Origin of the sequence: Zoogloea sp. (assembly GCF_023150065.1) — a bacterium.
GTDB lineage: Bacteria > Pseudomonadota > Gammaproteobacteria > Burkholderiales > Rhodocyclaceae > Zoogloea.
Window position 1 is genome coordinate 1 of the sequence record NZ_JAKLLN010000246.1, and the last position, 512, is coordinate 512.

The 512-nt window shown below is 64.3% G+C and carries 2 protein-coding genes; both read left to right on the forward strand.

The annotated features are described in order from the left end of the window. The coding region (locus L6Q67_RS24500) for a bifunctional isocitrate dehydrogenase kinase/phosphatase (protein ID WP_296576431.1) at positions 1-130 on the forward strand (130 nt) is incomplete at its 5' end. A gap of 164 nt (positions 131-294) precedes the next feature. Beyond that, a partial coding sequence (locus L6Q67_RS24505) for a carboxypeptidase-like regulatory domain-containing protein (protein WP_296576428.1) occupies positions 295-512 on the forward strand: 218 nt, incomplete at its 3' end.

Here is a 512-nt window from a genome sequence, read left to right on the forward strand (position 1 = left end):
CCTGCTCGACCCGCGCTTCTGGCAGGACGCTCAGCAGAAGATCCGCGATGGCTACGTGGAAGACTTCGACCCCTATCCGCAGGAGCTGCGCTTCTCGCACCTCTACGCCGCCGCCGCGCCTGCCGGATGACTGAGCTGGTTTGTCCGGCCATTCCCCACGCCGCCGGTCATGCCGGCGGTTTTTTTGGGCTGATTCAGGTAAACCCCAGTGTCATCCTCCGTCCGATGGTCCCAACATGAAAGGCGGACGTCGCCCAAGCGACGCCATCCCGAAACGATAATCGGAGGAGACCCATGGAACATCGGATTCGCATGCGGGCAATTGCCCTGGCTGTCGGCAGCACCCTGATCCTCGCCGCCTGTGGCGGCAGTGGCAGCAGCAATCACAGCGTGAGCGGCATCGCCGCCGAAGGCCTGGCCATCGCCAACGCCGTCGTCACCGTCAAGGATGCCGCGGGCACGACGCGCAGCGTCACCACGGATGCCAGCGGCAATTACGTCTTCGATACGTC